Annotated in this window: 23 protein-coding genes and 1 pseudogene; 9 read left to right on the top strand and 15 right to left on the bottom strand. The window is 42.9% G+C overall.

The features are described from left to right. Position 1 precedes the first annotated feature (1 nt). From IQ276_RS05385 to radA, 4 genes and pseudogenes are all read right to left on the bottom strand, one after another. A complete protein-coding gene (locus IQ276_RS05385) occupies positions 2 to 1,258 on the bottom strand; it encodes a serine/threonine-protein kinase (RefSeq protein WP_193922051.1) in 1,257 nt (418 codons plus the stop codon). 659 nt (positions 1,259 to 1,917) lie between these two features. Further along, positions 1,918 to 2,028, bottom strand: a pseudogene (locus IQ276_RS41235) (Uma2 family endonuclease); the annotation flags it as partial. 65 nt (positions 2,029 to 2,093) lie between these two features. Then, on the bottom strand, positions 2,094 to 2,801 hold the full coding sequence (locus IQ276_RS05375) for a Uma2 family endonuclease (RefSeq protein ID WP_193922049.1): 708 nt from the start codon (positions 2,799 to 2,801) through the stop codon (positions 2,094 to 2,096). A 201-nt stretch (positions 2,802 to 3,002) separates the two neighbouring features. After that, positions 3,003 to 4,529 (bottom strand): DNA repair protein RadA, encoded by a 1,527-nt coding sequence (gene radA / locus IQ276_RS05370; protein ID WP_190881989.1) that lies wholly within the window; start codon positions 4,527 to 4,529, stop codon positions 3,003 to 3,005. Between the two features lie 170 nt (positions 4,530 to 4,699). Between radA and rpaB the strand changes: the two genes are divergently transcribed. Both rpaB and IQ276_RS05360 read left to right on the top strand, forming a co-directional pair. Then, positions 4,700 to 5,428 carry a response regulator transcription factor RpaB gene (rpaB, locus tag IQ276_RS05365; protein ID WP_096542480.1) on the top strand — a complete coding sequence of 243 codons (729 nt, stop codon included), beginning with the start codon at positions 4,700 to 4,702 and terminating at the stop codon, positions 5,426 to 5,428. Positions 5,429 to 5,633: 205 nt separating this feature from the next. Beyond that, positions 5,634 to 6,275, top strand: a complete 642-nt coding sequence (locus IQ276_RS05360; RefSeq protein ID WP_193922252.1) for a cofactor assembly of complex C subunit B — start codon at positions 5,634 to 5,636, stop codon at positions 6,273 to 6,275. A gap of 215 nt (positions 6,276 to 6,490) precedes the next feature. Here IQ276_RS05360 and IQ276_RS05355 read toward each other — a convergent pair whose 3' ends face one another. Further along, a complete protein-coding gene (locus IQ276_RS05355) occupies positions 6,491 to 7,396 on the bottom strand; it encodes a M48 family metallopeptidase (protein WP_193922255.1) in 906 nt (301 codons plus the stop codon). 302 nt (positions 7,397 to 7,698) lie between these two features. Between IQ276_RS05355 and IQ276_RS05350 the strand changes: the two genes are divergently transcribed. Then, on the top strand, positions 7,699 to 8,217 hold the full coding sequence (locus IQ276_RS05350) for a DUF456 domain-containing protein (RefSeq protein ID WP_193922256.1): 519 nt from the start codon (positions 7,699 to 7,701) through the stop codon (positions 8,215 to 8,217). A 234-nt stretch (positions 8,218 to 8,451) separates the two neighbouring features. Here IQ276_RS05350 and IQ276_RS05345 read toward each other — a convergent pair whose 3' ends face one another. The 8 genes from IQ276_RS05345 to dpsA all read right to left on the bottom strand — a co-directional run bounded on the left by IQ276_RS05345 (position 8,452) and on the right by dpsA (position 18,827). Then, the gene (locus IQ276_RS05345) at positions 8,452 to 9,186 is read right to left on the bottom strand and encodes an LEVG family PEP-CTERM protein (protein WP_193922257.1); all 735 of its coding nucleotides are present in this window, start codon (positions 9,184 to 9,186) and stop codon (positions 8,452 to 8,454) included. Between the two features lie 416 nt (positions 9,187 to 9,602). Beyond that, on the bottom strand, positions 9,603 to 10,268 hold the full coding sequence (gene nblB, locus IQ276_RS05340; RefSeq protein ID WP_193922258.1) for a phycobilisome degradation protein NblB: 666 nt from the start codon (positions 10,266 to 10,268) through the stop codon (positions 9,603 to 9,605). A gap of 85 nt (positions 10,269 to 10,353) precedes the next feature. Further along, positions 10,354 to 10,818 (bottom strand): CBS domain-containing protein, encoded by a 465-nt coding sequence (locus IQ276_RS05335; protein ID WP_190883374.1) that lies wholly within the window; start codon positions 10,816 to 10,818, stop codon positions 10,354 to 10,356. 221 nt (positions 10,819 to 11,039) lie between these two features. Further along, positions 11,040 to 11,465 (bottom strand): 8-oxo-dGTP diphosphatase MutT, encoded by a 426-nt coding sequence (gene mutT / locus IQ276_RS05330; protein ID WP_235115454.1) that lies wholly within the window; start codon positions 11,463 to 11,465, stop codon positions 11,040 to 11,042. Between the two features lie 714 nt (positions 11,466 to 12,179). Then, on the bottom strand, positions 12,180 to 12,524 hold the full coding sequence (locus IQ276_RS05325; RefSeq protein ID WP_190883376.1) for a DUF760 domain-containing protein: 345 nt from the start codon (positions 12,522 to 12,524) through the stop codon (positions 12,180 to 12,182). 256 nt (positions 12,525 to 12,780) lie between these two features. Continuing rightward, a complete protein-coding gene (locus tag IQ276_RS05320; RefSeq protein WP_190883377.1) occupies positions 12,781 to 13,737 on the bottom strand; it encodes an RNA polymerase sigma factor, RpoD/SigA family in 957 nt (318 codons plus the stop codon). Positions 13,738 to 14,367: 630 nt separating this feature from the next. Next, positions 14,368 to 17,670: a carbamoyl-phosphate synthase large subunit gene (gene carB / locus IQ276_RS05315; RefSeq protein WP_235115453.1), complete on the bottom strand. Its 3,303-nt coding sequence runs from the start codon at positions 17,668 to 17,670 to the stop codon at positions 14,368 to 14,370. 602 nt (positions 17,671 to 18,272) lie between these two features. Next, on the bottom strand, positions 18,273 to 18,827 hold the full coding sequence (gene dpsA, locus IQ276_RS05310; protein WP_073641747.1) for a DNA starvation/stress protection protein DpsA: 555 nt from the start codon (positions 18,825 to 18,827) through the stop codon (positions 18,273 to 18,275). A gap of 528 nt (positions 18,828 to 19,355) precedes the next feature. Here dpsA and IQ276_RS05305 point away from each other — a divergent pair. Next, positions 19,356 to 19,613 carry an Asr1405/Asl0597 family protein gene (locus tag IQ276_RS05305; protein ID WP_193925332.1) on the top strand — a complete coding sequence of 86 codons (258 nt, stop codon included), beginning with the start codon at positions 19,356 to 19,358 and terminating at the stop codon, positions 19,611 to 19,613. Between the two features lie 77 nt (positions 19,614 to 19,690). Continuing rightward, on the top strand, positions 19,691 to 20,347 hold the full coding sequence (locus IQ276_RS05300) for a (2Fe-2S) ferredoxin domain-containing protein (RefSeq protein WP_193925335.1): 657 nt from the start codon (positions 19,691 to 19,693) through the stop codon (positions 20,345 to 20,347). A 585-nt stretch (positions 20,348 to 20,932) separates the two neighbouring features. Here the strand turns inward: IQ276_RS05300 and rimI are convergent. Continuing rightward, the gene (gene rimI, locus IQ276_RS05295) at positions 20,933 to 21,454 is read right to left on the bottom strand and encodes a ribosomal protein S18-alanine N-acetyltransferase (RefSeq protein ID WP_190876268.1); all 522 of its coding nucleotides are present in this window, start codon (positions 21,452 to 21,454) and stop codon (positions 20,933 to 20,935) included. 422 nt (positions 21,455 to 21,876) lie between these two features. Here rimI and lysA point away from each other — a divergent pair, with 422 nt between their 5' ends. From lysA to uppS, 3 genes are all read left to right on the top strand, one after another. Then, the gene (gene lysA, locus IQ276_RS05290) at positions 21,877 to 23,307 is read left to right on the top strand and encodes a diaminopimelate decarboxylase (protein WP_235115452.1); all 1,431 of its coding nucleotides are present in this window, start codon (positions 21,877 to 21,879) and stop codon (positions 23,305 to 23,307) included. A gap of 140 nt (positions 23,308 to 23,447) precedes the next feature. Further along, complete coding sequence (gene cdaA / locus IQ276_RS05285; RefSeq protein WP_190876266.1) at positions 23,448 to 24,371, top strand: diadenylate cyclase CdaA; 924 nt, start codon at positions 23,448 to 23,450, stop codon at positions 24,369 to 24,371. Next, complete coding sequence (uppS, locus tag IQ276_RS05280; protein WP_193915245.1) at positions 24,368 to 25,117, top strand: undecaprenyl pyrophosphate synthase; 750 nt, start codon at positions 24,368 to 24,370, stop codon at positions 25,115 to 25,117. The genes cdaA and uppS overlap by 4 nt, the downstream gene beginning before the upstream one ends. Here the strand turns inward: uppS and IQ276_RS05275 are convergent. After that, the gene (locus tag IQ276_RS05275) at positions 25,081 to 25,329 is read right to left on the bottom strand and encodes a hypothetical protein (protein ID WP_235115451.1); all 249 of its coding nucleotides are present in this window, start codon (positions 25,327 to 25,329) and stop codon (positions 25,081 to 25,083) included. The genes uppS and IQ276_RS05275 overlap by 37 nt on opposite strands. Positions 25,330 to 25,413: 84 nt before the next feature. On the opposite strand from IQ276_RS05275, the gene IQ276_RS05270 reads away from it, so the two are divergent. Beyond that, complete coding sequence (locus IQ276_RS05270; protein ID WP_193915241.1) at positions 25,414 to 25,599, top strand: AT hook motif protein; 186 nt, start codon at positions 25,414 to 25,416, stop codon at positions 25,597 to 25,599. Positions 25,600 to 25,624: the final 25 nt, after the last annotated feature.

Below are 25,624 nucleotides of genomic sequence, written 5' to 3'. Positions count from 1 at the left end.
CCTAAGAAAATAAGCTTTTTTTAAATTCAAAAGCTGCTTGAAAGTTAGGAATTTCTGCGGCTATCAGTTCAACAAATTGGTCAGGTGAAATGTAAGGATTTTGAGCCAATATTTCTTCTATAACTAGAGTTGCCATTGGCCCGATGTGGTAAGCTAACTCTTGCTGACAATGTTTAACAAAAGCTGGATTAAGAGAAGGTTGTTGTTGTTGTTGTTGTTCTTGTATTCGCCCAATTTGTGGACTCGCAGGTAAACTGGGTGAACTAAAGATTGTTTCTCCTAATTGGTTGTATGACTCGGAAATTGCCGACATAGCCTGATATTCAGGATTAAATACCGTGGGAGGTAAATCAATGGCAATTGCAGGAGAGTTTGTTACTTGTGGTTGTTCAAGAAGTTCTAAATCTGCGATTACTTCTCTGGCTGTTTGGTATCGCTTGTTGGGTCTATCTGCTAACATGCGATCGAGTACTTGAGCGAAACCATCGGTAACATAGGCATAATAACGCCAGTTCCATTCTAAGGAGTACTGATCCATTAATAAGGATGGATCTCTACCTGTGAGCAGTACAATAGCTGTTACCCCCAAAGCGTAAAGGTCACTGGAGGGAGAACATAAACCCAAGCTAATCTGCTCGCGGGGAGCGTATCCCACTTTACCAACCAGAGACATTTTACCAACAAAAGTTACTTGGTTAGAAGTTTTGGCCTCGTTGATATCAGTAATTTGCTTACCGACACCAAAATCAATCAGCACTGGCAGATCGTTGCCATCAGGTAACATGATATTGTCAGGAGAAATATCTCGATGGATAATATTATGCTCGTGGACATATTCCAACACAGGCAGCAGATTTTTTAGCCACTGGATAACTTCGTCTTCAGAAAAATTTCTTCCTTGGCGTTGAAGTTCTCCTAGCAGCCGAGAATATGTTTTTCCATCAACATACTCTTGTACTAAAAACAGCCGACCATCTCCTTCAAAGCAAGCCAAAAACTTGGGAATTTGAGAATGTTGCAATTGGTGAAGAATTTTTGCTTCTCTTTTAAATAAGTTGCGATATTGTTCGAGTCCACTTTCTCCTGTGCCAATGGGTGCAAATTCTTTGAGAACACAAGCTTCATTGAAGCGACGAGTATCATACGCTAAATAAGTTCGTCCCAATCCTCCCTGTCCCAAAAGTTTTTGGATAATATAGCGGTTATCGATTAGAGTTCCAGCAGCTATTTCTGGTCTTGTCAAAGGGGACTGTGACATCATCATCGCACTCCTAGCGATCTTATTATTCATAGATTATTTAGTTTGCTCAAAGTCAGAAACTCTAGCAGATAAAGGCTTATATCATCTATAAAATAGAGGTTAGCACCACTGTCAAAACTAGGAAATACACTTTTCTACAATCTTTAGATAGTCTTGTGTGACCAAGTTAGCAATTTTTACTTGAGTAGGTTTTAGTACTACTTAATATTAAGTATTTTAGCAGCCAGAATATAGCCCGTGTCTGCGGTAATATCTGCGAGTGCTTTGAGCATCGCTTTTGAGATTCGCTTTTTAACTTTATCTTAACCTTAATCCCTATTGGGTTACTAAGGTTGGGAACAGCTAGCACATAGCATGACAACATAGTTTTTCGCAAAACTGAAGTTGCTATAGACTTATCAAAGTAAATATTATATGTATTTCAAGTACTGAAAATGCGATCGCTCTCAAAAATTAATCTTTCTGCAACTCCATGCTGCGGTATCAGTTATGTAAGCTTTCGGTATTAGGTCATTATTCTTCTAAAATAGAAAATATTGCTACCTAATGGAATAATTTTTACCTCTGTTAGTTGTTTATTTAATGTGTTACAAAATCAAGTTATTTTTAACATAAATTAATAAACAATAAAGAAAAAATATCTGAAGTTACAATAATTAATCTAGCTCCTCAGGATTCATGCCTAACTGACGTAAACGTTCTGCCAGTTGTTCTGCTCTTCGTTTAGCTTGAGCAACTTCTTCTTCAGCAATTATGGCTCGTTGGGTAAAAAAAATGCTAGATTTAGCAAATTTTCAGCTAATCTAGCAAACCTACATTATTTACAAGAAGTCTAATCTTCAGGTTCAATCCCCGCTGCTCGCAATTGTGCTGCTAGTCTTTCGGCGCGTTGGCGTTCTTGTTCAGCTAATTCTATTCCCCAAGGTAAAAGGTTTCCTTGTTCATCCCACCACCTCAACCACTTTCCTGTGCGGTTTTCACGAGTACCTTGGGACACTCCAAGGTAAAGATTCATTTCTGCTATCCAGTAGCGTTGATTTTCATCAGGCTCTTGCAAAATGTACTGTTCTGTGGATTGTAAGCGATACATTTCGATACTGCCGCTATCTGGCTCAAAGATGATGTAGTTTGGTACTTTTAAGATGCGCTCGTAGAAAAACCATTTTCCTGGGGGATATGTCGCTTTGATAGAATATTCTGTCTGCCGTGTATCGGAAACAAATTCCATCACAATTACTGGCATTTCTCCTTGTAGCTGGGGAGTGTAACTGCGTTTTACTTCTTCGCGTTCAACACGAATATTAGGTATGTATGCCCAATCAGGAGCTTTGATGACCATTCTGCCATTCAAGGTGGCGCAAATGCCATAATTGGTTGGGGTTAGGGCATTAACTGAAATTTTTCCGGTTAATTGTAGGCTTTCCGTGAGTGCAGCAGCTAAAGCTGGTTGATTGAGGTTATCCCCTGGATCATCCGGGAGTTTGTAATCATCGGGTAGTTTTTCCCAGGTGATTTGGTAGCCTTCGGTGAGGGCTGTCATGGTGGGTTTATCCTTTGGTGTGTAAAAGGGACTGGGGATTGGGGATTGGGGACTGGGGATTGGGGACTGGGGATTGAAAACTCGGTTTTCACTCGTAAAAATTATGGAATTTGCTTTGATCCTTCCCAAATTTTGGAACAATTTCCCAGTACCCAGTACCCAGCACCCAGTACCCAGTACCCAGTACCCAGTACCCAGTAGTTACTCATCTTCATCAGGTTCTAAATCGTCTGCTGTCAATTCCTGATGGGGGATGGCGGCGATAATTGCATCTATTACTTTAGAGACTGGTAAAATCTCAATGTTGAGATCGGGAAATTTTGTGCCTTTGGGGACGATCGCTCTTTTGAATCCCAATTTAGCTGCTTCTTTCAACCGCAGTTCCATTTGGGAAACCGATCGCACTTGTCCACCTAAGCCTACTTCCCCAATCAAAACTGTACCGGGATCAACGATGCGATCGCGGAAACTCGCAACGATGGCGATCGCTACTCCTAAATCTACTGCTGGTTCTACTACACTCAATCCCCCAGCAGAAGCAACATAAGAATCTAATTTCGACATGGGAATCCCCACGCGTTTTTCTAAGACGGCGAGAATTTGCACGAGGCGGTTGTAGTCTACGCCAGTACCTGCACGCCGAGGGGAGGGGTAGCTGGTGGGACTGACAAGGGCTTGTAATTCTACAACAATCGGGCGAGTACCTTCGCAAGCCACTACAATTGCTGTACCCGGCGCTGGATCGTCACGGTTGCCTAAAAATAACTCTGAGGGGTTAGGAACTTCCCGCAATCCGTGTGCCACCATTTCAAATATGCCGATTTCATGTGTTGCGCCGAAGCGGTTTTTCACTGTCCGTAATAACCGATGGGAGGCAAAGCGATCGCCTTCAAAATACAACACTGTATCTACTAAATGTTCTAAGACTTTCGGACCGGCGATCGCTCCTTCTTTGGTGACGTGTCCGACAATCAACATGGTGACATCTTCATGCTTCGCCACCTTCATCAAAGCTGCTGTACATTCACGTACTTGAGCCACTGAACCAGGCGCAGAAGTCAAAGCCGGAAAAAACACTGTTTGAATACTATCAATTACAGCTACATTCGGTTTTAGTGAGTCTATTTCCCGTAAAATTTCTTCTAAATCTGTTTCTGGCAGTACATATAAATCTGCACCTATACTGTCAGGGTCTATGGGAAGTGTATTATCTACTACTACCGTAACATTTTCCTCATTAACCACACTTACGGTTTTGGATACTCCCAAACGAGAAGCTCGTAATTTTACCTGCTGTCCCGATTCTTCACCAGTTACGTAAAGGATGCGATATTTCTGCGCTAGTTGATTTGATACTTGCAGCAATAAAGTTGATTTACCGATACCGGGATCGCCACCAATCAGCACCATAGAACCTGGAACAACTCCACCACCAAGCACCCGATCCAATTCTCCATAACCAGACTCCCAGCGGGCAATTTGGCGATCGGTAATTTGGTCAAATGTTAAGGAGGCTCGTGCTTTAGCTGGTTTAGAGTGAGATTTGCCATTCGTTGGAGCTGATTGCCAACTACTCACTCCTCCCCGACTAGGTACATCTACAGAAGATTGAATACTGATTTGCTCTTCTAAAGAATTGTAAGTACCACAGGCTGGACACTTACCAAACCATTGAGGGGATTCCGCCCCACAATCGTTACAAACGTAAAAAGTTTTTGGCTTTGCCATTCGTAAATCTTATTAAATAATCTTAATATTTGCTTAATTCTTGGAGAAAACTAAAATCCAATAATAGTAGTAGTTAGAGCTTTTTCCAAATCAATTCATGGAATGATATCTTAATATTATGGTATTAAAAATTAATCATGTAAATTTTTAGTGAAGGAGCCTCGATTAACTTGGAAAGTCATAAAGAAAAAATCTTGGTAGTGGACGATGAAGCCAGCATTCGCCGGATTTTGGAAACGCGCCTTTCGATGATTGGCTACGATGTAGTGACGGCTGGCGATGGCGAAGAAGCTTTGGAAACTTTTCGCAAAGCCGATCCTGACTTGGTAGTTTTAGATGTGATGATGCCAAAGCTAGATGGCTACGGTGTTTGTCAAGAATTACGCAAGGAATCAGATGTCCCAATTATTATGCTAACAGCCTTAGGGGATGTAGCCGATCGCATTACTGGACTAGAATTAGGTGCTGACGACTACGTAGTTAAACCATTTTCCCCCAAAGAGTTAGAAGCCCGGATTCGCTCAGTGCTGCGCCGAGTAGACAAAACTAGTGCTACTGGCATTCCTAGTTCTGGGGTGATTCATGTCGCTAACATTAAAATCGATACAAATAAGCGACAAGTCTATAAAGGCGACGAGCGGATTCGATTGACGGGTATGGAGTTTAGTTTACTAGAGTTGTTAGTCAGTCGCTCAGGAGAAGCTTTTTCCCGTTCAGAAATTTTGCAGGAAGTTTGGGGCTACACACCAGAACGCCATGTAGATACCCGTGTAGTAGATGTGCATATATCCCGTTTGCGGGCAAAATTAGAAGACGATCCCAGCAACCCAGAATTAATATTAACAGCCAGAGGTACTGGTTATCTTTTCCAGCGAATTATTGAACCAGGGGAGGAGTGAGATGAGGGAGCAGGGGGAGCAGGGGAGGCAGGGGAGGCAGGGGAGGCAGGGGAGGCAGGGGAGGCAGGGGAGGCAGGGGAGGCAGGGGGAGATCAAAAAGTGAGGGAGAAATAACCAATGCCCAATGCCCCATACCCAATGCCCAATGCCCAATGCCCAATGCCCAATGCCCCATGCCCAATGCCCAATGACAGACAAATGACCAATGACTAAACCCGATCCGAATCGAGTTTTGCGGCGTCTACCCATTGTTGTAGGTGGACTAGGCGCTGTACTTTTGCTAATTAACCGCTTGTTGACACCGCAACTAACGGAATCTCAAGCGCGTGGTGATGTGGTGGGTGTGATTTTGAGTGCGGTGTTAATTTTGACGGGCTTAATTTGGCAGCAAGTGCAGCCGCGATCGCCTGATACTGTAGAACTAATTGGAGAAGAGGGTTTTGTATTAGCACCAGACTTACCGGAAGCCGCGAAAACTGAACTAGCCTGGGCGTCTCATTTATTGTTGACTAATACAGTAACGCGATCGCTAGTGGTTTTTTATCAAGGTAAAGTTTTGTTGCGTCGCGGGATTTTGAGTACTAAATCTGAGGTTGTACCGGGAGTAATCTTAAAACAGGTACTCGAAAAACAAAAGCCGATTTATTTAGTGGCGCTAAAAGTATATCCAGGTAGGATTGAATTCGATTATTTACCCGAAAATACTCAAGGTGTAATTTGTCAACCTATTGGCGATCGAGGTGTCCTCATTTTGGGAGCAAATGCTCCTCGCAGTTACACCAAACAAGATGAAAATTGGATTGCAGGAATTGCTGATAAATTAGCCGTTACTCTGAGTCAATTTTAGATTTTGGATTTTGGATTTTAGATTGACCACATGCTCATAGGACTTAGAGGGTGTTTGAAAAGTAGTGCTTGAGGTATCCAAAACTTTAGATCCTCCTAAAAAAGGGGGGTAATGGGGGATCAGGGTTTCAGGCTTCAGTGCCTAAGTCCTAGTTAGATATTTTTTTATTTGGAAATTCCCAATCTAAAATCCAAAATCTAAAATCTAAAATTGAATCACCAAGAAGTTAAAAAATTCCACCCTTCTTTTTCTTCTGGTGTATTTTCTTCTTGTTCTTCTGGTGTATTTAAATTTTTCTGTTGAATGATATTATCATAATCTCCAGAATCAACCCATTTTAATAACTCGCCAGCCCGCATCACTACCCAAGAAAGTCCAGATTCTGTGTAACTTAATATTTTGGTCACCTGATCGGCACTATCAAGATTCTGGGATGCAAACTCACGCGCCTGAGTTAGGAAATCTTCAATTACAGCAGTAGTCAAGTATTCATCAGGTAAACCTGCAAGTTTTATCAGTGCGGTGGTTGCGACATCAAGATCCTGACAAGCCAACAAGCCAGCGCGATCGGCGGTGAATCTAGCCATCATCTGCCAATTATATAAAGCTAATTCCATGCCACCAGCTACCAAGCCGCCAACCCCCAATGTAGTACTGCTCAACAAATTTTTTAAAGTCGGCATCACAAATGCCATTTGGTGATACACCATGTGCTGACTCTTAATCCGAGCAACTTCATGTCCCAAAATATAAACCAACTCATCTGTATTAAGCCACTCCATTGCATCTAAATTGATACCAACGAGTGGTTTTTCTGCTCCAACAATGTAGCTTTGAATGTGACCTGTGCCTCGATACAGATATAGTTCAGGAAGTGGCGTAACATCAACAATTTCACAAGTTTCTACTAATGCCTGATGTAATTGGGGAAAATTACGAGGGGTAATTCTGATACTACTGCCAAGGCTTTGCAAACGGAGTAGGCGATCGATACCGTACTCGTTAATTTTTTTGAGTAGCAGGGAGACACCAGGCATTTTTTGCAAAGATGCTAAGGCTTTGCGATCGAAAGGGTGTTCGTAGGTTTGTGAACTTAGTCCAGTTAATATTTTTCTCGTCATTGATTTATAATCCCCAGGGCTAAGTGCTTTTACCTGCTGTTTAGTTTATTAAAAAGTATAAATCTTATTTGCCCAGCAACTAATGACTAAGACGAGCCAAATGTTAGGTTTAGCGTTGCTCAACTCAACCTACATCTAATGCACTATTTTCGCTGTGTCACGCTACTAGAGTACTTAGATTTTGTTCAAAATTCAAATAGAAATCTTAGAGCAGTTCTATTTTGGATGCAACACGGGCTTTGGTAGCACAGCGGTGCTACCCTACAAATGACTAACTGATTTGGAAATTTCAAATTTTATCTATGCAAATTATCTATTGGCTATTACTTGCCGTAATGTTTGTGGGTATTATCGGCGCCGTAGTTCCTGCGATTCCTGGTGCAAGCTTAATTTTAATTGCAATTATCATTTGGGGAATCGTTACCAGTTCCTTCGGAGCTATCAAGATTCCATTAATTGTGACAATTATTGTTTTGTTACTCAGTATCGGAGTGGATTTTTTAGCTAGTTATATAGGAGCAAGGCAAGCTGGAGCTAGCAAGTGGGGGCAAATTGGCGCGATTGTCGGTTTGGTGTTGGGATTTTTGGGATTATTGCCAGCTTTACCTTTTGGAGGCCCACTGTTAGGGATTTTACTAGGGCCTCTGTTGGGAGCAATTATCGGTGAGTATCTTTACCGACGTGAATTAGGATTAGCGGTTAAGGCGGGTATCGGAATTGTCGTAGGGACACTGGTTGGGAATTTGATCCAAGGGTTGTTGGCGATCGCAGCAGTTACAGTATTTATCATCACAACTTGGTCACAGGTATACGGCGCTTAATATTTAATGGGGATTTCACTGAATTTACCCACATAAAAAAGTTGAGTAAATAAAAATAACTAACTTGGATAATTAGTTATTTTATTTACTCAAATTAATTAACGGTGAAAAATCTATTTGCTAGTCAAATATACATGCAAACATTAATGTTTTGTATACAAGATTTAGAATTCAAAATTAATCATTGATTGTTTGAATTTTTTATCTTGATTTTTATGGCAGCTATGGTGAAAATTAAACTGCTTGCGACGATTTTTTACGCTTTTGCAAACCGAACAAAGCTGCTAATCCCAAAACACCTAAGCTCATAGTGGTTCCTGGTTCAGGTACAGTTTGGTTAACATCCAAGCGAACACCATCGCCAGTGATAAATTTACCACCAATATTACCCAGTTTAACCTCCAATGAATTGACATTTGTCAAGGTCACTTTCTTGATATTGGCGTTACTTCCTGGAGTAACTGTTCCTGCATAACCAACACCATTAACGCTCAGAATAGAAGTACCTATATCTTCCACATCAAAGAACGAGAGTACTAACTCGCTAATTGTGCTAGCAAATTCAAACTTGAACTGACCAACTTCCAATTGACCAGCTTCAGGTAGAGTCCCGTCAATTTTTCTAGCCACAGGACGGAACCAATTTTCACCTCCAATCGTGTTAGTTCCTGAATCTGGCGCACCGAACGAAATACCAAAAGCCGAATACTCAGGATTTAGTGTTGAACTATCGTCACTAAATAATAGACTTGGCTGGTAATTTGCGTTGTAATTCTGACTGGTAACTGTGTAACCATAGGCAGTTGTATCAATACAGCTACCAGTCAAACAAGCGACATTTGTCAGTTGAATTTCACCTTCTACTGGAGGAACTAAAGAAGCAGCTTGAGCTTTAGATATACCACCAACAAAATTTAAACTTATAGTAGATGCTGCAAGTGTTGTTGCTAGAATAGTAAACTTTTTCATTAGACTTTTTTCCTCTGATTAGCAATGCTTGAGATGAAAAATTTTGTTTTCTTTTTTCTCTGTATTTGTATATTAACCGGGCAATTACGTAAGTGCATCTACTCGCGTCTTAATTTACATAATCTTTATTAGTAAATTGCTCTATATGAATATTTTTAGAAGCAAATCTATTAAAAGTAGTATTTTATACTAATTAAACTAAGCAAAAGTAGCAAAAAACACTAATTGTGAATTTTTAACTCTATCTTTACTGAGAAAATACAAGTTTTTTATAACAATACTCCGGGCAAAATTACAGTGTTTTTTCTACCCCATCTTGTGAAAAATAAAAACCCCTCCACAATGGGAGAGGGTTTTGCGAGTACAGAAACTTCAAAAGGGGCTGTTTTAATCGTTAGCTTGTGAAAGGTATAAGCTTAAGCTGATTGCAAATATTTTCTAGCTTCAGTAGCGATCGCTTCTACACCATCATTAACCAGAGTTTCTAATATAGATTTGGCTTCTGGACTACCCAAATGAATCAAGGCTTGTACGAGTCTGTAACGGATCTGGGAATCTGGATTGGTAGCAAAAGGAGCTAAAAGGGGAATGGCTTGTGTATCGCCCAACTCACCCAAAGAACTAATAGCGGCAGTTTGGACTAATTCATTGTCTGAAGAGAGTGCCTGTTTAAGTAGTTCAAAAGCTCGTGGATCGCCTAACTCACCTAGTGTAGCAATGATACTAAATTGTATTAGCCATTCATTGGTTGTATTATAAAGTTTCTCCAAATCTTCAAAAGCTTCATGTAACTTCAGAGCGCCCAAGCAATCTGCTGCTGCTGCTTGTACATCTATTTCCGAGTCATTGAGCAAGCGATCGCGTAGAATATCCAAAGATAACTGTAAATCCTGTTTTCCGAGTGTATCCATTTGACTCACCGCTGAATACCGGACACGGGAGTTGCTATCAGCAATGGCACTTTGAATCAATTCAAAACCGATGGCTGGTTCTAGTTGACGGATTTGATTTACTGCACGCAAGCGATCGCCCAAATCCTGAGAACTAAGCAATTGCTTAACAGACTCTGGAGTAATATTCATTTAATTATCCTTGATTTTCAAACGTATAAAAAAGAGTCAAGGGTCAAAAACTCTTGACTAATGACTAATGACTAATGACTAATGACTAGTCTTGACTTGCTGCCATTGCCCGAATAATATCACCACGAGTGAGGATACCAATTACTTGACCCGTGCTGTCAAGTACTGGCAAGCGGTGAACACTGCGATCGTGCATAACTGTAGCAGCTTCCCTTAAAGTTTTCTCAGGGGAAATACTAATGGGGTTTTTACTCATCACTTCCCCAACGGTTTGCCCTAATGCTTTATGCAAGTCACGTTCATATGCAGCAGGGTTTTTCAAATAGATAACACTATCAAGAAACATGATGTATGCAGGTGGAGTTACACCAGTTTCTTGCCACATTAAATCGGTTTCTGAAATTATGCCCACCAATTTACCGCCATCATCCACAACAGGTAGCCCGCTGATGTGGCGTTCTGCGAGAATTTGGATAGCTTCCTTGAGTGGAGTTTCTGCCCGAACCACAATCGGATCGCGGCTCATCACGTCGGCAACGGTTTTAGGCATTTGTTTACTGATACCATTTATCAAAGTCTCTGCGATTATTGTAGAAAATTGCGAGACTCAACCTGATGCAATTAATAGATTGTTACGGGAATGGGGACTGGGGAGTAGGGAGTGGGGGATGAGGGGGATGAGGGGGATGAGGGAGTGTGGGGAGTGTGGGGGGAAAGAGAATTTATGCTTCCTCCCCTTCCTCCCACACCGGACACACCTCCCACACCTCTTCACCATTCCCCACTCCCTACTCCCTTAAGTGCAGCAATAATTTGAATATTTGCTTTCGGAAAAGTAAACTGATCGAGTTCTTCCAAGCTTACCCAGCGAATTTCATCGCACTCCAAAGGCTGGGGAACACCTGCAACGTGGCGGCAGTGATGTACTGTGAGGGTAACCCGCAAGTCTGTATAGGTGTGGTCAATAGTGATTAAATGCTCTCCGACTTCGATCGCTATTCCCAATTCTTCTTTTATTTCTCGTTGAATACACTCTTGGATAGTTTCACCAGGCTCAATTTTGCCACCAGGAAATTCCCACAAACCACCCATCGCTCCTTCTGGACGACGGCGATCGATTAAGATTTGCTTTTGGTCATTCCAAATTACGGCAACGCCAATGATTTTATGCGGTGGGAAAGAACTGGTTTGACTCATGGTTTATGGGAATGGGGAGTAGGGAGTGGGGAGTATGGACATGGAAGAGATGGGGGAAAATAAATCTTACAGCTATTTTCAGGTAAATAGACCACGCGGTAGGGGCACAGCATTGCTGTGCCCTTGGGACAGATGTGGTTCAAATACATGAAAACTGCTGTAACTCCTAACTGGCTCAACGCCCCGCTACTGCTAACAGCATTCGCAATGCCCCATTCCCTATAACAAAACTCGGCAGACTGCTTTTAACCCTGCCGAGTTTGTATTTATTGCGAATATTGTCTATCGCTGTTTGTTTATCCACCCGTTTTTATTATTCATTTAAAAATATGCCTCTGGTTTCACTAATTCCCAAATTATGTAGCTTTAGAGAAAAACAAATTCAAAAATTCTGCCTTACTCTGCACTCTTTGGGTATCAATTTCAATCCAAATTTGCTTGTATCTTGGATATTGTCAAATATTGACGTGATGCATGATTGGAAATTTTGTACAAGGATTTCGCACATGCCTATTTTACTACTGGTGCAGCCATAACTTTGACTAGCTTCAGCCCAACAATATTGAGTTTGCTAATTTTTACAGCGGATTTAAATTAAGGTAAATTACACAAGCATTCGTCTCAAACCCCAGTGTAAAGCCCATTTTGCTTCTGAATTCTGAATTCTGAATTCTGACTTCTGAATTCTGACTTCTGACTTCTGCCGTAATATTTTTAGTCAATTTCGCTATTGTTGGTTTCAGTTCCTTGTAGGGCGATTTCAAAATTCATTCTCTGCTCAGCGTTACGCAAGAAATAACCGCTAATCATAGCAGAGGCCAAAAGCCGACCGAGACTTTCTCGACTGGTGGTTACAGTAACACCAAAGTGTTCTGAAGGCAAGTTTCCCAACAATCCTGTAATGTTACGTTCCATCACTTGAAAAACTTCGGCAGAAGTGGGTTTAGATAGTTGGGTAACTGTCTCAGGACTCAAAGATTTTACGTACTGCCATAGCAAATCGCTAGTTTCTGATTCACTATTGAAAAATTCTGAGACGCGATTGGATGGATTACTCATTTTTTATCTCCTTGACTACCATTTCTAGTTTAGGTATTCGTGATTTGGAGACTAAATGCCTTTTTGGGATTTGGCTTAGCTGGCTATTTGGTCTTCCTGTAAAATAATGTAACAGGCTAGCTTGCTGATGAAAGTGGGTCTAACCGTACCAAGAGCAGCGTATTTTCTCACCAATTGGTCAGTAGTCATTAGTCATTAGTCATTAGTCATTAAACTCTGGACAAAGCACGAATGACAAAGGACAAATGACAAATGACTAACTTGCCAAATATTCATCCATGTTGGCTTTAGATTTACGAAGTTTTGTTAAGGCTTCCCGCTCGATTTGCCGGACTCGTTCCCGACTAATGTTGAGAATTTCACCGATTCTTGCCAGAGTCAGCGCTTGCCCGTCAGTTAACCCAAAGCGCAGCGTGATTACTTCCCTCTGTTGTGGCGTGAGGTCACCCATCAGGCGCTCTAAGTCATAAGATAGGGAAGATTGCATCACAAACTCTTCTGGAGAAGCTCCTGGATCTTCCAGCATTTCTCCGAGTTCGGTGTCGTAGTTATCACCCAAGCGCAAATCTAAAGAAAGAGGCAAACGCGCCTTTTCTAGATACTCTCGCACTTGCTTTGGTGTCAATTCCAATTCTTCAGCTAGCTCACCAGCTGTGGGAGCGCGTCCCAATTTTTGAGACAATTGCCGCTGTGCTTTTTTAATTTTATTTAATTTTTCGGTTATGTGGATAGGCAGCCGAATGGTACGAGCCTTTTCGGCTATAGCACGGGTAATCGCTTGGCGAATCCACCAATAGGCATAGGTAGAAAATCTGTAGCCTTTCGTGGGGTCAAACTTTTCCACGCCGCGTTGCATTCCGATACTACCTTCTTGGATCAAGTCCAGTAAATCGACGTTGCGCTTGATGTACTTTTTGGCAACGGAAACCACCAGCCGCAAATTGGCTTCTACCATTTTACGCTTGGCAATTTCACCATCAGCGATCGCTTCGTTCAACTCTGCTGGTTCTAATTTTGTCGCTTTCGCCCACTCTTCGAGAGTTGGTTGGCGACCTAACTGGGTGGCAAGATTTTCCCGCGATTCGTGCAAGGCCGTTGAACGTTGCACCTGCTTACCATAGAAAATCTCTTCCTCGTGGGTTAAGAGTGGCACACGGCCAATCTCACGCAGGTAAGTCCGCACGAGGTCTGTGGCTGTCTGAGCGGTCTTCATGGCGCTACTCTTTGATAATGATGGGTTTGACGGTAGGGTCATTAAGGGATAGATGCTCTGTATGGGTGCTACCCAGTCAGGCTGGGAACCCATGCTATGGTTTGCAACTTACGCGCCCGATAAATTCGGCTGCTCATAAATAATCAAAATTGAGCTTCTTAACTGCTAAAAGTTACAGTTATTTCCTGCTTTCCACAAGTATCTACAGTTAGATAAAAGGTAATTTCTTAAACATTACTTCTATTGGATTAATATTAATAATTGTAACCTTTATGAGAAGGTTTTGGCTATATACCTGAATAAATTTCCTGGTTGTCCCAGTTTGTGGAATAGTATTTTTCCTTTCAAGCGCGTCTAAAAGCAGATTTCACAACTTATGTGACTCAAAGAAACTTCCTCATATTTGTTAAAATATCTCAATGAGAACTATATTCATTCTCTTATAACAATTGTTTAATTTTTGGGGAGTGGGGAGTGGAGAGTGGGGCATTGGGCATTGGGCATGGGGCATTGGGTATGGGTTGGTTATTTCTCCCCCTGCCTCCCCTGCCTCCCCTGCCTCCCCTGCCTCCCCTGCTCCCTCATCCCCCTCATCCCCCTCATCTCCCCCATCTCCCCACTCCCTACTCCCTACTCCCTCGCAATCTTGCAGTAATCTTGGATGACTTTTACATCCAAGGTCGTATTTTGTAAGGAACGGATGGCGGCGACGGTGGCTTTTGCACCAGCGATGGTAGTTATGATGGGAATCTTGTAAGCTAAGGCTGTGCGGCGGATTAACCTCGCATCGGTCTGGGCTTCTTCCCCTGAGGGTGTGTTGATAATCAGTTGGATTTTCTGGTTTTTGATTGCATCTAGGACGTGGGGTCGCCCTTCATGGAGTTTAAGTACTAATTCAACTTTTAACCCCTGTTCGAGAAGAACCCGGCGTGTACCAAGTGTGGCCATCACGGTAAAGCCCAAATCGATAAATTCCTTTACCACGATCGCAGCAGCTGTTTTATCGCGATCGCTCATTGATACAAACACGGTTCCCGTTAAGGGTAAACGCTCACCTGCGCCTATTTCGGCTTTGGCAAAGGCTCGTCCAAAGTCGCTGTCAATCCCCATCACCTCACCAGTGGAGCGCATTTCTGGTCCTAGTATTGTATCAGTTCCAGGGAATTTATTAAAGGGTAATACCGCTTCTTTGACGGCAATGTGGGTTGGGATGACTTCCTCGGTGAAGTGTAGCTCCTCTAAGGTTTTACCTGACATAATTAAGGATGCTAGTTTGGCTAACTGGACACCCGTTGCTTTAGAAACAAACGGCACCGTGCGGGAGGCGCGGGGGTTGGCTTCTAAAATGTAAACTTGGGGAGAATAGCCGCTTGCGCCGACGACGGCAAACTGAATATTCATTAACCCTATGACTGACAGGGCTTGGGCTAGTTGCACTGTCCATGTACGAATTTGATTGAGAACTGCCGGTGGTAAAGAAATCGAAGGTAAGGAACAAGCGGAGTCTCCTGAGTGAATTCCAGCTTGTTCTATGTGTTCCATGATACCACCAATCACTACCCGTCCTGTATGATCGGCGATCGCATCAACATCGACTTCAATGGCATTTTCTAAAAACTTATCAATTAAAATTGGATGGTCTGGTTCTACCAGTACCGCGAAGGTCATGTAGCGTTCTAACTCAGCATCAGAATAGACGATTTCCATCGCCCGCCCCCCTAAAACATAGCTGGGACGCACCACCACCGGATAGCCAATACGTTTAGCGACAATTAGCGCATCTTCGTAACTCCGAGCAATACCATTGGGTGGTTGAGCAATATTCAATTCCTTGAGAATCTTCTCAAATCGCTCTCGGTTTTCTGCCATGTCGATGGAATCTGGTGATGTTCCCCAAATCTTGGGGATTGGGGAGTGGGAACTCTCCCCAGTCCCCAGTCCCCAGTCCCCAGTCCCTAATCCCTGCAAATATTCTTGGAGGGGAATAGCCAACTTCAAGGGTGTTTGTCCGCCAAACTGGATGATTATGCCTACAGGATTTTCAGTTTCGATGATATTCAGGACATCTTCTTTTGTTAAAGGCTCGAAATACAGGCGATCGCTGGTATCATAATCTGTGGAAACCGTCTCTGGGTTGGAGTTGACCATAATCGTCTCGTACCCCGCTCCTTTCAAAGCATAGGCGGCGTGACAACAACAATAGTCAAACTCAATTCCTTGGCCAATGCGGTTAGGACCACCACCCAAAATCAAGACTTTGGGCTTGGTTGCTGGCAAAACTTCTGTTTCTTCTTCGTAGGTAGAATAGTAGTAAGGAGTAAACGCTTCAAACTCCGCTGCACAGGTGTCTACAGTTTTGTAAACTGGGATGACTTCTAGTTGTTTGCGATAGGCGCGGACTTCATCTTCGGTGGTTTTGGTGGCATAGGCAATCTGGCGATCGCTAAATCCATTCCTCTTCACTTCATAAAGTTGCTCTTTTGTCAATTCCTTTAAGGATGTGCGCTTGAGGAATTTCTCCACATCGAGAATTTGCTGCATTTTATCCAGGAACCACGGGTCAATACCAGTGAGTTCATAGATTTCTTCGGCACTGATGCCTAACTGTAAAGCATGACGCAGGGCAAAAATGCGATCGGGATTTGGTGTCCGCAGCAGGGCACGAATTTGTTCGCCACTGGGTAATTTTTCGGCTTTGTCGCAACCCCAGCCAGCACGTCCGGTTTCCAGAGAACGCAGTGCCTTTTGGAAGGATTCGTTGAAAGTCCGCCCAATTGCCATTGCTTCTCCCACTGACTTCATTTGGGTTGTCAGCACTGGTTCGGAACCGGGGAACTTTTCAAAGGCGAAGCGGGGGATTTTTGTAACTACGTAGTCAATTGTTGGTTCAAAGGACGCTGGAGTTTTCTTGGTGATGTCATTTTGAATTTCATCCAAGGTGTAGCCCACTGCTAGCTTTGCGGCAATTTTGGCGATGGGGAAACCTGTAGCTTTAGAAGCTAAAGCCGAACTACGGGAAACGCGGGGGTTCATTTCAATCACCACTACATCCCCAGTAACAGGATTAACGGCAAATTGAATATTAGAACCGCCAGTTTCCACACCTATCTCGCGGATGATTTTAATTGCCATATCCCGCAGCCTTTGATATTCTTTATCAGTGAGGGTTTGCGCGGGAGCGACGGTAATGGAGTCTCCAGTGTGGATGCCCATAGGGTCAAGGTTTTCAATGGAGCAGATAATCACCACGTTATCTGCCAAGTCACGCATCACTTCGAGTTCATATTCTTTCCAGCCGAGTAAAGACTGGTCAATGAGAATTTGGGAAACAGGGCTGGCATCTATACCCACCTGTGCCATTTCTTCAAATTCTTCTTGGTTATAGGCAATACCGCCGCCACTTCCACCCATTGTGAAGGCAGGACGAATAATTAGGGGATAAGTGCCAATTTGGCGAGCGATGGCTTTTGCTTCTTCTAAGGATTCGGCTGTGCCGCTGGGACACACAGCTACCCCAATCCTTGCCATTGCTTCACCAAAAAGTTTTCTGTCTTCGGCTTTTTCGATGGCTGGTAGTTTAGCGCCGATTAACTCAACGCTGTACTTTTCCAACACGCCATTTTTGGCTAAAGCAACAGCGAGATTGAGGGCGGTTTGTCCTCCCATCGTTGGGAGTAGAGCATCAGGGCGTTCTTTGGCGATCACTTTTTCGACTAATTCCGGAGTCAGCGGCTCAATGTAAGTGCGATCGGCCGTTTCCGGGTCGGTCATAATCGTTGCAGGGTTAGAGTTGACCAACACCACTTCATAGCCTTCTTCTCGCAGCGCTTTGCAGGCTTGAGTGCCAGAGTAGTCAAACTCACAGGCTTGTCCGATCACAATTGGACCAGAGCCTAACAGTAGAATCTTCCGGAGGTCATCACGGCGGGGCATAGTAGTTGCCTTGGAGTACGAGAATACAAATCCTGATTATTTTAAGGGTGTTTACCCGCGATCGTGCTTTTTATTATTAAGTTTTCTAACTTGATAGAGGGGAATGGGGACTGGGGACTGGGGACTGGGGACTAGGGACTAGGGACTAGGGACTAGGGATTGGGGACTGGGGACTAGGAAATAAATATTTAGGAATAGTTTCTCAGTACCCAATATCCAATCCCCAATCCCCAATCCCCAGTCCCCAGTCCCCAATCCCTATTTTGTATTTCTAATTTTATTGAATTGTGATGCTAAATTTTTTCTGTCTCTTGCAAAGATTTTTTATTTAATTTTATGAGAATTTTCAACAAATACTGATTTTCTGCGGCAGATATTTGTCTGTTTATTTAAGACAAATACATTACTGAGATCATAATCTACATTAGCTAACTAATTGCTAAATATTTTCAATGTTAAATATGATGTAAATATGTTGACTTAGATTAAAAATGGCAGAGAAATAGATATACTACTCTCTGCCATTTTTTATAATATTTTAAGAGTTAATGCGACAGACTTTTTCTTTTGGTCTAGGTAGAAAAATCTAGATTATGAGAGTTTTAGCTTTGAGCAGCTTGCACAAACCCTAAGGTTAAGCTGTCTTTGGCGAGGAAGTGAGATAAATGATAAGCACGTTCCTCAGTTTTTAACAAAATCTTTTCGTAGAGATAGCGTGTGCCGCGATCGCCTAGACTCTCTGCCTGAGCAGCTTGGCGACGAATTACGCCAATGATTGCTTGTTCGGCAGCTAGGTCATTTTCTACCATTTGGCGGGCGGAATATACGCCTTCGGATTCTTGTTCAAAACAGGTTAATTCTGCTAGTTTGCTGAAGGTTGCAACTGGCACACCACCCAGTCCATCCAAGCGCTCTCCAATTTCATGGATGTGGTCTTGTACTTCTTTGTAGCTTTCGTTAAAAAACTCATGCAGAGAGTAAAATTCTGCACCTTCAACTACAAAATGATGTTTTTGGTACTGCAAGTAAAGTGCCTGGAAACTAGCTAATACAACGTTGAATCCTTCGGTAACTGGGGCAGTTACGCTGTGATCCAAGAGTACGGGATTGTCATATACATGACCAAAATTTCGTAACAAAGTTTGCGTTTCAGACATTGTTCTCCTCGCTCTTTAGCAGTTACAGTTTTTAACTGCTTAGTCTTTATATATTAACATTTTCACAATAATGGCAAGGCCTATTCTCTATGACTAAATTTTGAATTGTAGGCTACAAAAATTCTCCAGTTTATTTGTTCGTTGAATAATGTGAAGGGGAGTGGGGATTGGGGAGTGGGGATTGGGGACTGGGGAGTGGGGACTGGGGACTGGGGACTGAGGGAGATGAGGGAGAGGATAATGGGACAAGGTAACAAGGTGACCTGAGTGAAAACTTGCAACAAGTTTTTTCCCATATCCTCTTCCCAGACCTAATCCCCAATCCCCAGTCCCCAATCCCCAGTCCCCAATCCCCAATCCCCAATCCCCACTCCCCAATCCCCAGTAATTATTTTTTCCAAAGTTAATGAGAATTGTTTGCACTTAAGCTATGCTGGTTTTAAGAGGCTAAACTCTTAAGACTTTCAAAAGTCAGAAGTTAAATCGCGGTATTTACTGCAAGTTTGTTGCACTTTGAGGGCAATTCTCTTGAAATCGTTTAGTTCAGAAATAGAAAGCAAGCACGTTGTAGAAGTGAATTGGGCAGACCGCTGGCAAGTTTATCAACGCCTAAAGGAGTTAGATATTCCCTGTAGTTGTGTGACTAATCAGCCACTACAAGTTGAAATTAGCTCTGCTACTGGGGCTGTTCAACTTTGGAGCGTGATACGGCGATTCACAGCCTCTCGTCAAGACCAGATTTGGACTCTTGAATGCTGCTGGAAAAGTCGTTACCAAAAGTTCTAATCTACATCGCCAATTTTCAACCCGGTGCTGAAAGTATCACTGTAAATAGCTTGTATTAGTTAAAAGGAGGTTAAAAAATGGGTGCATGTCATAGTCTGGAAGTATCAGAATTTTGCCTTGAGGGCAGATTTATAGATTTTGTTATTAAAGATGGGTATAAGCTCAAAGGTTTACTGCTGGGGACTCATGAGGGTGAATGCTACGTTAAACTGGCTAAGCATTTACGGGCTGCTTTTGATTTGCGGCTATCACCAGGTACTTGGCTACAAGTTGTTGGTTATAAACAATACGATATAAAAAAAGACAAGGTTACACTCAAAGCTGAACGTGTGATGGCGGCGCGTTCTGAAATGGCGACAGTTAAAACTATCGCTGCACCACAAGAACCACCATCAATTGATAATGCCAAGGTAAAACCAGCGAAGACGAAAGCAACTATTTTGGTGTGTCAAAAGTCTGATTGCATGAAACGCGGTGGTAAAGCCGTTTGTCAGGCTTTGGAGGCTGCTTTGAGCGATCGCGGTTTGGAAGACCAAGTTACAATCAAGGGCACTGGTTGTATGAAAAACTGCAAAGCCGGGCCAAATCTAGTTATGCCCGATAAAACCCGCTACAGCCAGATTCAAGCACCACAAGTCCCGGCGCTGATGAATAAGCATTTTGCTGACAAAGGTTTAGCACCACAACCAGAGAGTTTCAGGGAAGTACCAATGGTTAATTCCAAGTTTTGCTGAAGTTGAGCCAATTTTAGATTTTAAATTTTAGATTTTAGATTTTTTTGCTTCATGCCGGACTAACATGCCGCTACGCTAACACCCGTTGCAGGTCAAATAAATCCAAAATCCAAAATCCAAAATCCAAAATCCAAAATCCAAAATTGTTTGACTGATTAATGAGAAAATTTAATGGTAAGTTTTTAGTGTGTTCCCTTGATACTCGGCAGTAATCTTTGACAGATTTTTGCAAGAGTTATTGATATAGCGATCGCCCTTATATTGTCATCAAACGATGATAATATAAGGGCGAGCGCTTAATATATCTATGGAATTGAGTTGAGCGCTGGTTTGGTAGGATGCCTTAGCAGCAGCGTCAGACAATTTTGGATTTTAGATTTTAGATTTTAGATTGACCCCAGCAATCAATTCAGGGGCAAGTCAAGTAATTTTAGATTTTGGATTTATTCCACGTAGCTTGCTTCTCGGGGAGCGAGTATAAATTCGCTTGCTCTGATACCTTTTGAAATTTTGGATGCAAGAATCTTCACTTCAATCCAAAATCCAAAATTTAAAATCTAAAATTCGGTCAGGCATCGAAAATATCTACAATGATCCATTAACAATGGAATGCCAGTGGTCTAAAGTGGCTTGAAATTTTGGGTGTTGGAGGTCTGGGAGCCAAAGAATGAGCGCATCTTCACCGTTATCTTGGTAGTAACCCCGACGGCGCCCTGCTGTTTTGAAGCCAAATTTTTGATATAAAGATATAGCCCCCAAGTTGGAAGCTCGGACTTCGAGAGTAGCTCGCTCCAAACCGCGATCGCAAGCTGTTTTGATCAGTGAATATAGTAAAGTCTGTCCTAAACCTTGGCGCTGATATTGGGGATGAACCGCCAAAATTGTAATGTGAGCTTCTTCTAAAATTGACCAAAAGCAACCCATTCCCAGCAGTCTGGAACTAGAGACAGGGGAAAACAAACCCAGCAGATCGCTATTGGGACTGTCCAACTCTCGTTGGTAAGCCTCCATTGTCCACAGACCACCAAAACAAGCTAGATCTAGTTCCAGCAATGCAGTCAGATGCTCTGTTTTTAATGATTTAATTTCTAAGTCTAATGAAATCACATCTATTGAATAATATTACAAACTGTTACACGAGACCCACACAAAGTTAGTTAAGGCTAGAACTTTTTATACTAAATAACTGTTACTAACCTGACTTTGGTGCTGTTTTCTGTATAAAAGGGATTGGGGATTGGGGATAAGGGGGATGAATGAGTGTGGGGACTGTGGTGAGTATGGGCAAAGACTGTAAGCTTCCCATATCTCCCACACTCCCACACTCGCAATCTCTAGTCCCCAGTCCCCAGCCATGCACTGAAGCTCAAGAAGTGTCCCCAATCCCCAGTCCCCAATCCCCAGTCCCCAGTCCCCAGTCCCCCCATCTCTTTGAGGTTCAGTGTGACCCTTATTGCTGAAAAAGGTAAACTGAGAAACGGGAGACTTACTCACCCCCGTATTTTAAACAAGGACAATTAATTATAGTTATGGTATCGACTCACCCCACTGGGGTTCAACATTCTGGAAGTCAATATTTACCTCAAAGGCGCAGCAGCAAAGCAAATTCTTCGCCTAATCAGGAACTTTTACCCTTAACAGCCAGAGTTCATAATCATGACTTCTTGGAAATTGGTGGGTGTGATATCACAACCCTAGTTAAGCAGTTTGGTTCACCTTTATATATTTTAGATGAAGAAACCCTGCGTTTGGGTTGTCAGCAATACCGAGATGCTTTCAAAGAATACTACAAAGGCGAATCTCAAGTATTGTATGCTTCAAAAGCTTGGAATTGTTTAGCAGTTTGTGCGATCGCTGCCTCTGAAGGTTTAGGAATTGATGTTGCATCAGGTGGTGAACTTTATACCGCGCTAGAAGCAGGTGTCAATCCTGAGAAAATCTATCTTCATAGCAACAATAAATCTCGTGAAGAACTGATTTTTGCCACAGAAGTCGGTTGCACTATTGTGGTGGATAACTGGCATGAGTTACGCACTTTGGTAGAAATTGTGGAGGCGGCAAATTCCCCTGACCTACAGCCTCGATTTTTATTGCGCCTGACTCCGGGTATTGAATGTCACACACATGAATATATCCGCACTGGACAACTAGATAGCAAATTTGGCTTCGATCCCAATGAGCTAGAGGAATTATTTACTTTTGTTAGTCAACAATCTTTCCTTAACTGCGTAGGGTTACATGCTCATATCGGTTCCCAAATTTTTGAGCGGCAACCGCATCGAGATTTAGCTGCTCTGATGGTACAGTGGTTGCGGGATGCGGCGAAGTATGGTTTAAATTTGACAGAGTTAAATGTCGGTGGTGGTTTAGGGATTAAGTATACAGAATCAGACGATCCCCCTAGCATTGAAGAATGGGCGAAGCCGATTTGTGAAGTAATCCAAGAAGCTTGTGCAGCCGAAAATTTACCTTTGCCAAAATTACTTTGTGAACCGGGGCGATCGCTAATTGCCACAGCTTGCGTTACAGCCTACACTATTGGTTCATCCAAAGTGATCCCAGAAATTCGTACCTACGTAGCAATTGATGGGGGAATGTCTGACAATCCCCGTCCGATTACTTACCAATCAGTTTATCGGGCAGTGGTTGCCAATAAAATGTCCTCTCCCTTAACCGAAACCGTCACAATTGCTGGGAAACATTGTGAATCAGGAGATATCCTGATTAAAAATGCCCTACTCCCAAAGACAGAACCAGGAGATATTCTCGTAGTTATGGGAACTGGTGCGTACAATTACAGTATGGCATCTAACTACAACCGCTTGCCGCGATCGGCAGCAGTGGTAGTGGCGAATGGGGAAGCAAATTTAATTTTGCAACGTGAAACTTATCAAGACTTAATTCGACAAGATCGCCTACCCCAAAGACTGAAAAATCAAGAGTTAGGAGTTAAAAGTTAGAACTTAGGAGTAGTGAATTTTAAGTTTTGAGTTTTGAGTTTTGAATTAAAAGTTTATTTCATAACTCCTAACTCCTAACTCCTAACTCCTAATTCCTAACTCCTAACTGTAATTAGAGGCAAAAGTGTAATCCAGATGTCATGAGAGATTGGTGGAAGCAATGGCTGATAAACCTGGGATGGTCACAGTCCTTGCTGTTTGGGACTCTGGATATTGTATTTGTGCTGGCGCTGACGTACATGATACTAGTTATTATTAGTGAGCGCCGGACACTATGGATGGTGCGAGGATTCATTATTTTGATGCTAGCCTCAGCACTAAGTGGCAGATTCGGCCTACCTCTGCTAAATTTTGTACTAGAAAAATTGGTGATTGGTTGTGCTGTAGCGATGGCAGTTGCTCTACAGTCAGAGTTTCGGCGATTTTTAGAACAATTGGGGCGCGGCGAATTTCGTCAGCTGTTTCAACCCGATCGCTTGGCAATCCCCAAATCTGATAGTGTAATTGATGAAATTGTTGAGGCTGTTAAAGAATTGTCAAAAAACCGTATTGGAGCTTTACTAATTTTGGAAACCACAGGCCCAATTGATGAGCGGGATTTTTCTGTGCCAGGAGTAAAGCTAAACGCGGAAGTTTCTAAAGAACTGATCCAGACAATTTTTCAGCCGAAAACTTTGTTACACGATGGAGCGACATTAATCCGTGGTTCGCGGATTGTGGCATCGGGTATAATTTTACCACTTTCGGGACGCACAGCCTCGCGCCAGTTGGGAACACGCCACCGGGCGGCAATGGGAATTACTGAGCGGGTCGAAAATTGCATTTGTGTCGTTGTATCAGAAGAAACGGGTTCTATTTCCTTAGCGGAACGAGGAACCCTAAATAGACCACTGACGATTAGAAAGCTCAAAGAGTCATTAGAGGATCTCTTGTCCCCAACTGTGGATCGGGAAGCTGTTGCTCCTGGTCTTTTGAGCTTGGCTCGTCAGATAGGTGGGAAGACACTAGCATTGGTTTCACGTTTACTCAGATTACCATCGACCGCTTCTCGAGATAAAAAATGACAGCACAACAAACTAAACTGCAAGATTTGCCCACTGACTTGAAACGAGAACTATTGCCCCAGCACGTTGCGGTGATTATGGATGGCAATGGTCGATGGGCTAAACGTCAAGGTCTACCACGCATTATGGGGCATAAGCGAGGAGTCGATGCTCTCAAGGATTTGCTTCGTTGTTGCAAGGATTGGGGAATCCAGGCACTAACAGCTTATGCTTTTTCCACCGAAAACTGGAAAAGACCCCAGGAAGAAGTAGATTTTTTGATGACTCTTTTCCAAAAAGTTTTACGTCAAGAACTGCGGGAAATGGTTGAAGAGAACGTGCAAATAAAGTTTGTGGGAAATTTACAGGCTTTGCCGCGATCGCTCCAACAAGAAATTTCTCGTTCGATGGAAGAAACCAAAAATAACCGCGCCATCCGGTTTTCAGTGGCAACTAATTATGGCGGACGCCAAGAGATTTTACAAGCTTGTCGGGCGATCGCCAAACAAGTCCAGCAAGGTCTACTACAACCTGATGAAATTGATGAACAGGTATTTGAAAGCCACTTGTACACAGCGGGAATTACTGACCCAGATTTGTTAATTCGCACCAGTGGAGAAATGCGCCTTTCTAATTTCCTGCTCTGGCAAATGGCTTACGGAGAAATTTACATCACCGATACTCTTTGGCCAGATTTTGACCGCGCTGAGTTTCACCGCGCCTTGTGTGCCTACCAGCAACGGGAACGCCGATTTGGGAAGGTGTAAGTCAGTACGGTGGCTATTGCTTTTAAGCATTTTGACGTGATTGGACATTTTTGGGAATACCCACCTACAAAATAGGCGATCGCACTTTTTTCTCTGCCACTTTCGTATGATGCCTTAGCGAAGCTACAAGATCGGCGATCGCTCTGCAATTTAAAAAACTCAATGATGGCTATTGGCATGATATCGATTTCTATCATTCTGGAACAACTCATAAAGGCTGTGCAAAAGCTGCAACCAGACTAGCAGACATAGGATCATTAGTGCGAGAAAAGCGACAAAAAGGGAGTGCCAGCGATATGAATCAGGAATCTGAGTTTCCTTTTGAAAGAGCAAGGCGAGTCACATCAGAAGAAAGCCAAGAATTCAGAGCCGCGATCGCTGAACAGCTTGGGATTAACCTGAAGAAGCGGGGTCGCCCCGCGAAAGAGGAAGAAGAAAAGTATGAGCCGATTTCTATTCGACTTTACCCTAAAGTTTTCTAGCACTAATCGCGGAGCTGACAATGCC

The organism is Desmonostoc muscorum LEGE 12446 (assembly GCF_015207005.2).
Classification (GTDB): Bacteria; Cyanobacteriota; Cyanobacteriia; order Cyanobacteriales; family Nostocaceae; genus Nostoc; species Nostoc muscorum.
Note: the sequence above shows the minus strand (reverse complement) of the source record. Positions and strands in the feature narration are given on the sequence as shown.

Coding starts and splice junctions, on each gene's coding strand:
- IQ276_RS05385 (WP_193922051.1), bottom strand. CDS start 1,258: ATGTCACAGTCCCCTTTGACAAGACCAGAAATAGCTGCTGGAACTCTA.
- IQ276_RS05375 (WP_193922049.1), bottom strand. CDS start 2,801: ATGACAGCCCTCACCGAAGGCTACCAAATCACCTGGGAAAAACTACCC.
- radA (WP_190881989.1), bottom strand. CDS start 4,529: ATGGCAAAGCCAAAAACTTTTTACGTTTGTAACGATTGTGGGGCGGAA.
- IQ276_RS05360 (WP_193922252.1), top strand. CDS start 5,634: ATGACTAAACCCGATCCGAATCGAGTTTTGCGGCGTCTACCCATTGTT.
- IQ276_RS05355 (WP_193922255.1), bottom strand. CDS start 7,396: ATGACGAGAAAAATATTAACTGGACTAAGTTCACAAACCTACGAACAC.
- IQ276_RS05350 (WP_193922256.1), top strand. CDS start 7,699: ATGCAAATTATCTATTGGCTATTACTTGCCGTAATGTTTGTGGGTATT.
- IQ276_RS05345 (WP_193922257.1), bottom strand. CDS start 9,186: ATGAAAAAGTTTACTATTCTAGCAACAACACTTGCAGCATCTACTATA.
- nblB (WP_193922258.1), bottom strand. CDS start 10,268: ATGAATATTACTCCAGAGTCTGTTAAGCAATTGCTTAGTTCTCAGGAT.
- IQ276_RS05335 (WP_190883374.1), bottom strand. CDS start 10,818: ATGCCTAAAACCGTTGCCGACGTGATGAGCCGCGATCCGATTGTGGTT.
- mutT (WP_235115454.1), bottom strand. CDS start 11,465: ATGAGTCAAACCAGTTCTTTCCCACCGCATAAAATCATTGGCGTTGCC.
- IQ276_RS05325 (WP_190883376.1), bottom strand. CDS start 12,524: ATGAGTAATCCATCCAATCGCGTCTCAGAATTTTTCAATAGTGAATCA.
- IQ276_RS05320 (WP_190883377.1), bottom strand. CDS start 13,737: ATGAAGACCGCTCAGACAGCCACAGACCTCGTGCGGACTTACCTGCGT.
- carB (WP_235115453.1), bottom strand. CDS start 17,670: ATGCCCCGCCGTGATGACCTCCGGAAGATTCTACTGTTAGGCTCTGGT.
- dpsA (WP_073641747.1), bottom strand. CDS start 18,827: ATGTCTGAAACGCAAACTTTGTTACGAAATTTTGGTCATGTATATGAC.
- IQ276_RS05300 (WP_193925335.1), top strand. CDS start 19,691: ATGGGTGCATGTCATAGTCTGGAAGTATCAGAATTTTGCCTTGAGGGC.
- lysA (WP_235115452.1), top strand. CDS start 21,877: ATGGTATCGACTCACCCCACTGGGGTTCAACATTCTGGAAGTCAATAT.
- cdaA (WP_190876266.1), top strand. CDS start 23,448: ATGAGAGATTGGTGGAAGCAATGGCTGATAAACCTGGGATGGTCACAG.
- uppS (WP_193915245.1), top strand. CDS start 24,368: ATGACAGCACAACAAACTAAACTGCAAGATTTGCCCACTGACTTGAAA.
- IQ276_RS05275 (WP_235115451.1), bottom strand. CDS start 25,329: ATGAGTTGTTCCAGAATGATAGAAATCGATATCATGCCAATAGCCATC.
- IQ276_RS05270 (WP_193915241.1), top strand. CDS start 25,414: ATGAATCAGGAATCTGAGTTTCCTTTTGAAAGAGCAAGGCGAGTCACA.